Origin of the sequence: Pseudomonas sp. HMWF021 (assembly GCF_003061005.1) — a bacterium.
Classification (GTDB): domain Bacteria; phylum Pseudomonadota; class Gammaproteobacteria; order Pseudomonadales; family Pseudomonadaceae; genus Aquipseudomonas.
The window spans coordinates 1-1,127 of the sequence record NZ_QAIK01000093.1; the positions used below are offsets into that span (position 1 = coordinate 1).

Consider the following 1,127-nt stretch of genomic DNA (forward strand, 5'->3'; position numbering starts at 1 on the left):
CTCATGGGGCACCTGCGCAATGGGGTATGGGTGTTAGATGGGGCAGGCTTGGGGTGGTTTCAATGGCAGGGGATGTTTCTGCTTGTGTTCAGGGTTTTGACAGGCTTTCTTTTGACTTGGCGGCCTTTGGGCCGACCATGTTGTGGGGGGGCTGGGGGTGTATCCGTTTTTTCGGGTGTTGCTGATTACGGTTCCGCCCTTACGGCGGGTCACTTTTGACAAACGCCTCAAAAGTAACCAAAAACGCTTGCTCCTGCGTTCGGCCCGCTCGCTAAAGCTCGGGGTCCCTTCGCTGCGGGATTGATCCGGGCGCAGCGCCTCCGGTTTGCTTCGCTGCACCTCCTCTCGCTGTGTTTGGCTTCGCCAAACGGTCGCTACGCTCCCACCCCCGGATCAATCCCTCCACTCAGCCTTCCGACGTCGCCCGTGGATCAAGATCAAGATCAAGAGCTGCAGCCGAGCTTGCGCTCATCCTGGAGTGGGGCGGCATGCGCCGCGTGCGGGTTGTTCTTATCTTCCCTGTAGGAGCTGCCGAAGGCTGCGATCTTTTGATTTTGATTTTGATTTTGTGGGAGCTGGCTTGCCAGCGAAGGCGGCCTGCCACCCAACCAATCCCTGACTGAATGCCCCAACCCAAAACTGTAGGAGCGAGCCTGCTCGCGATAGCGGCCTGCCAGCCGACCAATCCTTAACTGAATGCACTCAGTCCCAATGTGGGAGCTGGCTTGCCAGCGATGGCGGCCTGCCACCCAACCAATTCCTGACTGAATGCCCCAACCCAAAACTGTAGGAGCGAGCCTGCTCGCGATAGCGGCCTGTCAGTCACTCTGACCGCTGAATGCGCTACCACCTTCGCGAGCAAGCCCGCTCCCCGGTGTTAGCTGTGTGTTGGAGATTGGGATATTTCGTGGTTATCCAGTACCCGATTCACCGCCAGCTCAGCCAGCATGATGATCTGCTGGATGGCCAGGATCGTGCGCCGCTGCGGGAGGTCGATGTAGGCGGCGATGTTGCTGGTCATGAGGCTGGCCTGTGCCAGGGATTCGCAGGCGTGGACCAGCAGGCTTTCGCTGTCCTGATCGGGGGCGATCTGGAACATGGTGCTGGGTTTGTGAAAGCGCAGGGTG

1 protein-coding gene is annotated in these 1,127 nt (G+C 59.2%); it reads right to left on the minus strand.

Annotation, left to right across the window (positions count from 1 at the left end):
- Positions 1 to 877: 877 nt before the first annotated feature.
- Positions 878 to 1,127, minus strand: a 250-nt coding sequence (locus tag DBR18_RS12205) for a DUF6124 family protein (RefSeq protein WP_108590504.1), incomplete at its 5' end; no start/stop codon positions are given.